Annotated in this window: 3 protein-coding genes and 1 pseudogene; all 4 read left to right on the plus strand. The window is 66.4% G+C overall.

The genetic code is table 11. The features are described 5' to 3' along the window. A pseudogene (locus tag H926_RS33485) lies at positions 1-499 on the plus strand (carbohydrate ABC transporter substrate-binding protein); the annotation flags it as partial. A gap of 122 nt (positions 500-621) precedes the next feature. Continuing rightward, positions 622-2,223 (plus strand): alpha-L-fucosidase, encoded by a 1,602-nt coding sequence (locus H926_RS28255; protein WP_043610072.1) that lies wholly within the window; start codon positions 622-624, stop codon positions 2,221-2,223. 57 nt (positions 2,224-2,280) lie between these two features. Next, the gene (locus H926_RS0116835) at positions 2,281-4,875 is read left to right on the plus strand and encodes a TonB-dependent receptor (RefSeq protein WP_022677358.1); all 2,595 of its coding nucleotides are present in this window, start codon (positions 2,281-2,283) and stop codon (positions 4,873-4,875) included. 66 nt (positions 4,876-4,941) lie between these two features. Next, positions 4,942-7,445, plus strand: a 2,504-nt coding sequence (locus H926_RS28260) for a glycosyl hydrolase (RefSeq protein ID WP_022677359.1), incomplete at its 3' end; no start/stop codon positions are given.

The raw sequence follows: 7,445 nt of genomic DNA on the forward strand, positions 1-7,445 counted from the left end.
AGCGATGGCCCGCGCGGATTCGCCGCTGGTCGCCGCGCCTTTGATCTATGGCTATGTCAGTTATGCGCAGGACGGGTTTCGGCCAGTGCGGCTGGCGTTCGCCGACCTGGCTCCATGGCAGGGCAGCGCGCCGCGCGGTTCGGTGCTGGGCGGCACCGGCATTGCCGTCTCGCGCCTCGGCCGCGATCCGGAGGGCGCCATGGCCTTTGCCCGCTGGCTCGCCAGTGGCCCAGTGCAGACCGGTATCGTTGCGGCAAATGGCGGGCAACCGGCCCACGCCCAGGCCTGGGCCGACATACCGACCAATGCCGCCACCGGCGACTTCTACCGCGCGACTCGTGCCACGCTGGACCACGCGTGGATTCGCCCGCGCCACGCCGGCTACATGCCGTTCCAGGACGAGGCCTCGGGCCTGATCCTGGCCGCCATTGCGCGCCAAATGCCTGCGGAATCGCTGGTTTCCACGCTCAACCGGGCCTTTGCCGCGAGCGTTCCGTAACGATTGGCAACGCACCAAAGTGTGTTTGTTAAAAAACATCTTGTTCATATACGAACAATCTGCCACATAGTCTACAGCCCTCGCAGAGGGGCGACGAAAGGATTGAGGATATGGCTGCGGCCATGAAAAGCCTGTCTTGCATCATGCTGGCCTGCGCTCTTGCCGGAGGGGCAGCCCTGGCCGCACCCGCCGGTGCGCAGCCCGGCATCTCGTCCGATCCCAAGGCTGCCGCCGCGCAGATCGCCCGGATGGATCGTGAGGTCGCCGGGGGGCGGTTCAAGGCGGACTGGTCCTCTCTGGCCAACTATCGCGTGCCGGAATGGTACCGCGACGCCAAGTTCGGGATATTCGTCCATTGGGGCGTCTATGCGGTGCCGGCCTCGGGCAGCGAATGGTACTCGCGCAACATGTATGTGCCGGGCCACGCCGATTTCGTGCACCAGCGCGCGACCTATGGCGATCAATCCGTCGCCGGTTACAAGGACTTCATTCCCCAGTTCCGCGGCCAGCGCTTCGATCCGGCGGCGTGGATGGCCTTGTTCAAGCATGCCGGCGCGCGCTACGTCGTGCTGGTGGCCGAGCATTGCGACGGCTTCTCGATGTATGGCTCGGCGATCAACCGCTGGAATGCCGTGGCGATGGGGCCGCAGCGCGACGTGGTGGGCGAGATTGCCAAGGCCGCCCGCGCCGCCAATCTGCACTTTGGCCTGTCTTCACACCGCGCCGAACACTGGTGGTGGTATGGCCAGGCGCCTGCCGGCAGCGACGTGTGGAACCCGGCCTATGCCGATCTCTATGGTCCGGCCGCGCCGCGCACCCTGCCGGGCAGCGATGCCAGCGCGGAGCCCGATCCCAACCATCTCGAACAGTGGAACCCGCCGTCCAAGGCCTTTCTTGACGATTGGCTCGCGCGCACGGGCGAAGTGATCGAGAAGTACAATCCTGAATTCGTCTATCTCGACTGGTGGATCAACCAGCCCGCCTTCGCGCCTTACTTGCAGCGTCTTGCCGCCTATTACTATGACAGCGCGGCACGGCGCGGGGTTGGCCCGGTGCTGGCCTATAAGGAAGAGGCGTTTCCCGCTGGTTCGGCGCTGTTCGATATCGAGCGCGGCCGGCTCGATGCGCTGCGCCTGCTGCCCTGGCAGACCGATACCTCGGTCAGCATCAACAGTTGGGGCTATGTCGAGAACGACAAGTATCGCACCGCTGCCAGCCTGGTGGCGACGCTGGCCGATGTCGTTTCGAAGAACGGCAACCTGCTGCTCAACGTCGGGCCCAAGGCCGATGGCACGATCCCGGCCGAAGCGGCCAGGGTGCTCGACGAAATCGGCGGCTGGCTGTCCGTCAATGGCGAGGCGATCTACGGCACGCGGCCGTGGGTGATGTTCGGCGAAGGACCCACGCGCAACGCGGTCGGCTCGCTCAAGGAAGGGGGCGATCCCACCTATACCTCGGCCGACATCCGCTTCACCACGCGCGACGGGCGGCTCTACGCGCTGGGTCTGGCCCATCCGGCCGACGGCGCGGTGCGCATCGGCGTGCTCTATGCCGGCAATCCCTATGCGCCGCCGGTCAAGGCCGTGCATCTTCTCGGCAGCACTGCGCCGCTCGCCTGGCGCCAGGAGAAGGATGGCCTGCATGTCACGCTGCCGGCCACCGGCGCCAAGGCCGACATGCCCTATGCGCTGCGCATCGAGTTTTCGCCCCCAAACAAGACGTGACGGGGCACTTGCACACCACAAGCTGACACAAGTTTGGGATAATGGGGAGGTTTAGCAATGAAGAACGTGGGAGCCTATCTCTGCACCGCCGCGCTCGGTGCCCTGGTCATGCCGGCGGGCTCCGCCCTGGCGCAGACCGCGCCGGCAGCGGCCAAGGCGACGACTGACGCCAAGGATGAAACCGTTGCCGACGCTATCGTCGTCAGTGGGGTCCGCGCCAGCTTGCGCAGCGCGCAGGATCGCAAGGCAAATGCCAGCCAGATCGTGGATTCGATCGTGGCCGAGGATATCGGCAAGCTGCCCGACCAGAACACCACCGATGCGCTGCAGCGCGTGACGGGCGTGCAGATCGAGCGCGACTATGGCGAAGGGTCGACCGTCTACGTGCGCGGCCTGGCCCAAGTGAACACCACGCTCAACGGCCGCGAGATCTTCACCGCGCAAGGCGCCCGTGGCCTCAACCTCCAGGATATTCCCGCCGAACTGCTCGCCGGGCTGGATGTCTACAAGTCGCCCTCGGCCAACCAGATCGAAGGTGGCCTGGGTGGCCTGATCGACTTGCGCACGCGCCGGCCGCTCGATTTCAAGGGCCTGACCGTGGCCGGCAACATCCGCGGCATCTATTCCGACCTGGCCAAGGAACTGACCCCGGCCGTCTCGGGCCTGATCGCCGATCGCTGGGACACCGGCGCGGGTGAGATCGGCGCGCTGGTCAGCGTGTCGTACCAGGAGCGCAAGTTCCGCTCAGACCTGATTTCCACCGGCACCCCGGCCAGCAGCACCACGATCGTGCCCGGCCAGACGGTGGTCGCTCCCAACGGCGCCTATGACGTGACGCCCTATGGCGATCGCCGCCGCCTGGGCATCAGCGGCACCTTGCAGTGGAAGCCCACGCCCAACCTCGAAATCTATTTCGAAGGCCAGTACGCGCGCTTCAACAACCTCAACGACAACTACGGCGCTTCAGTTGGCCTGGGTGGCTTGACCGCAGAGCCGGGCGCGACGGTGGCCGCCAATGGCGACGTGACCAAGACGACCTATCTCAACGCCCCGCTCACCGTACTGTCTTATGCCTATGACACGCGCGACCGGATGACCCAGTTCGCCGGAGGCGGCAAGTGGACCAACGACAAGCTGACCGTGTCCACCGACATCAGCTATACCAAGGCCACCGGCAGCGTGGTGTTCAACAGCGGCTTCACCGGCGCCACGATCCCGCGCTTCTCGGTGGACAACACCGCGTTCGTGCCGGGTTCGAGCGCCAATGGCTATGACCTGCTGAGCCAGTCGAACACCAACTTCCAGTTCCTGCTCTACCAGGGCACGCAGAACAAGGCGGACCAGTTCGCCGGCACGCTGGATGCGTCCTATGCGGTGGACAGCGGCTTCCTCAAGTCGATCGACGTCGGCTTCCGCTACGGCAACCGCACGGCGCAATCCAACCAGACCAGCTTCTTCCTGTTCAGCGGCGCGCCCGGCACCGCTGCGCCCTCGATCCTGGCTGCCAACCCGGCCAGCGATTTCTTCAGCAAGTCTTCGCGCGGTACGCCGCTGCTGTCTAACTACCTGGTCATTCCCGTGCCGCTGCTGCGCGATCATCTGAGCGAAGTGCAGACCGCGCTGGGCTTTGACGCCACCGATCCGGTGAACGGGCCGCTGGCGTTCTATCGCGTCAGCGAAAAGACCACCGCGCTCTATGCCATGGCGCGCTTCGGCTCGCCCAGCGGGCTGGTCGATGGCAATGTCGGGTTGCGCTATGTCCACACCCAGACCGCGCTCAACGGCAACCGCACGCTTTCGGGCGGCGGCGTCGGGCCGATCCAGGTCAATTCCAGCTATGACGACTTCCTGCCTTCGGCCAACATCCGCTTCAACCTGACCGACAAGCTCAAGCTGCGTCTGGCCGCGTCCAAGGTCGTCACCCGCCCGAACTTCAGCGATCTTTCGCCGTCGCTGACGCTCAATTCGGTGCAGCAAAACGGGTCGGCCGGCAATCCCTACCTCAAGCCGCTCAAGGCCAACCAGCTCGACGCGTCGCTGGAATACTACTTCGCGCGCGGCAGCTCGATCTATGGTGCGCTGTTCTACAAGAAGGTGCGCAACTTCATCTCGGTCAATCCCTCGGTCGAGGTCTACGACGGCATCACCTATACGATCAGCCGCCCGGACAACAACCAGGGCGGGGAGATCAAGGGCGCCGAAGTGGGGTATCAGCAGTTCTTCGATTTCCTGCCCGGCGCGCTGTCGGGCCTGGGGATCCAGGCGAACTATACCTACGTGGACAGCAAGACGACCTCTTCGATCGTCGGCCAGACCACCCCGCTCCAGGGCTTGTCGAAGCACACCTACAACCTGGTGGGGATGTACGAGAAGTACGGCGTTTCGGCCCGCGTCGCCTACAACTGGCGCAGCACCTACTTCGACAGCACCTATCTGTTCAACGGGGTGGGGCAGCCGAGCTTCCGCCGCGGCTATGGCTGGCTGGCCGCTTCGCTCAGCTATGACGTGACGCCCAACGTCACGATCAGCCTGGAAGGCAACAACCTGACGCGCGTGATCCGCCGGTCCTATTACAACAACATGGATACCCGGCCGCACGAAACCCAAATCGACGATCGCCAGATCATCTTCGGGGTTCGCTTCAAGTTGTGATGCCTCCGCGCATCGGGCAGGCTGGCATCCGGCCGGCCCGATGCGCGGCCCAGACAAAGGCCTGCCATGCCGTCCAAGCGTGACTTCGATGCTGTATTTCCGGGCCTGATGGTGGATCGCCGCTCGGCCCTGCTGGGCGGATCGGCGGCACTGTTGTGCACGGGCACCGCGCCTGGCACCGGCCACGCCGCGCCGGTCGATCCGCAAGCGAGCGCCTGGGGCGAGGCATTCGACCGCCCTCCGCCCGAGGCCGGACCGGGTGTCTACTGGTACTGGCTCGATGGCGCAGTCAGCGCGGCCGGGATCACGGCCGATCTTGAAGGCATGCACGCCAACGGCATCACCACGGCGATGGTCTTTGCCATTGGCGCCTCGGCCAAGCCGCCGCTGGTCGATCCGCCGGCCGATGCACTCACGCCGCAATGGTGGGGCCTGATCGATCACGCCGTGGCCGAGGCGGAGCGGCTGGGGATTACGCTGTCGCTCAACATCTGCGATGGCTGGGCTACGGCGAGCGGCCCCTGGATCACGCCCGACCTGTCGATGCAGGTGCTGACCTGGTCCGACACGCGCGCCACGGCCGGGCAGGGCGCGATCCGCCTGGCCACCCCGCCGATGCGGCGCAACTGGTATCGCGACGTGGCGGTGCTGGCATTTCCCTGGCCGGAAGCGCTGGACGAGACGAGCGCACGGCGCCATCCGCGCGTTTCCACCACCTTGCCGCTGGCCGGGCCACCGCTCGCGCGCCTGCTCGATCCCGGCAACGACCAGGACGTGTTCGACACCACCCAGGCCGGCCAGATCGACGTGGCTTTCGACCAGCCGTTCACGCTGCGCTCGGTCACCGTGCGCACGCCGTCGCCCTGGGGCTATTCCCCCGGCGTCTATCGCGCGGCCAATGCGCTGCGCGTGGAAGCAAGCGAGGATGGCGTCACGTTCCGTCCCGTTGGCCGGCTGGAATATCCCCAGCATGGCTGGCAGACCGACCTGACCACGCTGACCCACGCCTTGCCCGAAACCACCGCGCGCGTGTTCCGCTTCGTGCACGAGCCGCAGGCGCCCGGCCCCTATTTCGAGAATTACGATTTCGGGCAGGACGTGCGCCTGCGCCTGTTCAGCCTGGAGCTTTCGTCCCGGCCGGAAATCCACCAGATCGTGGGCAAGACGGCGGCGCAATGGTCGATCAGCCGCCGCACCGATGCGCGCGACGTTCCCGATGCGGTCTGCGTCGATCCGGCCAAGGTGCTCGACCTGACCGACAGGCTGGCGGCCGATGGCACGCTCGACTGGACCCCACCGCCCGGCCGCTGGCGCATCCTGCGCCTGGGCCACACCAGCAATGGCCGCGAGAACTCCGCCGCCGGGGGTGCGCAGGGGCTGGAAGTCGATCGCTTCAACGCGGCGGCAGTGACCATGCAGTTCGATCGCTGGTTCGGCGCCGCGCTCGATCGCATCGGCCCGGCGCGCGCGGGCAAAGTGTTGAACACGGTGCATGTCGATAGCTGGGAAGCCAGCGGGCAAAACTGGACGGCGGATTTTCCTGCCCGGTTCCAGGCCTTGCGCGGCTATGCCCTGCGCGTCTGGCTGCCGGTGCTGGCCGGCGTGCCGGTCGGCAGCGCAGAGCAGAGCGAGGCGATACTGCACGATTTCCGGCAGACCGTGGCCGATCTTACGCAAAGCGCGTTCTTCGAAACCATCGCGCGCCTGGCCCATGCACGCGGCTGCCGCTTCAGCGGGGAGCCGGCCAGCCCGACCTATGCCGTGGACGGCTTGCGCTGGGCAGAGGCGACCGATGTGCCGATGGGCGAATTCTGGCTGCGCACGCCGCGCAACGACAAGCCGACCGATGTGGCCGATGCGGTTTCGGGCGGGCGCATCTATGGCAAGCGGATCATTGCCACGGAAAGCTTCACCGAGAACGACATTCTCTGGGACGAGCACCCCGCGATGCTCAAGCCCTTGGGCGATCGGCACTATTGCCGGGGCATCAACCGCTTCATGCTGCACGTCTATACCGCGCAGCCGTTTCTCGATCGCGCGCCGGGGCTGACGCTCAACGGTATCGGCACGATGTTCAGCCGCACCCAGACCTGGTGGAGCCAGGCGCGCGGCTGGTTCGATTACCTGCGCCGCTGCCAGGCGGTGTTGCAACGCGGCCTGCCAGTGAGCGACGTGGCGGTGTTCACCGGGGAAGACATTCCCAACCGCGCGCTCTTGCCGCACCAGTTGGACGCGCCATTGCCGGCCGGCGTGGCCTATGACTCGATCAACCGCGATGCGCTGGTGCGCCTGGCGCGGGTGGAGCAGGGCGCGATCGTACTGCCCGGCGGCATGCGCTATCGCCTGCTCGTGCTGCGCGCGGGAGCGCGCTATTCCAGCGGCTTCCTCGCCGCACTCGAACGCCTGGTGCGGGCGGGCGCCACGGTGCTGGCACCGCCGCCGCTTGGTGCCGTCGGGCGAGAAGCCGATCCCGCGGCGTTCGTTGCGCAGTGCCGCCGGCTCTGGCCGGATGCCGGACGTCAGGGCGAAACCTGGCTGGGCGCCGGGCGCGTGGTCTGGGGGCAAAGCCC

Source organism: Novosphingobium sp. B-7, assembly GCF_000410615.1.
Lineage (GTDB): Bacteria > Pseudomonadota > Alphaproteobacteria > Sphingomonadales > Sphingomonadaceae > Novosphingobium > Novosphingobium capsulatum.

Excerpts from the sequence above, each read along its gene's own strand:
- H926_RS28255 (WP_043610072.1), top strand. The coding sequence starts at position 622 with ATGAAAAGCCTGTCTTGCATCATGCTGGCCTGCGCTCTTGCCGGAGGG.
- H926_RS0116835 (WP_022677358.1), top strand. The coding sequence starts at position 2,281 with ATGAAGAACGTGGGAGCCTATCTCTGCACCGCCGCGCTCGGTGCCCTG.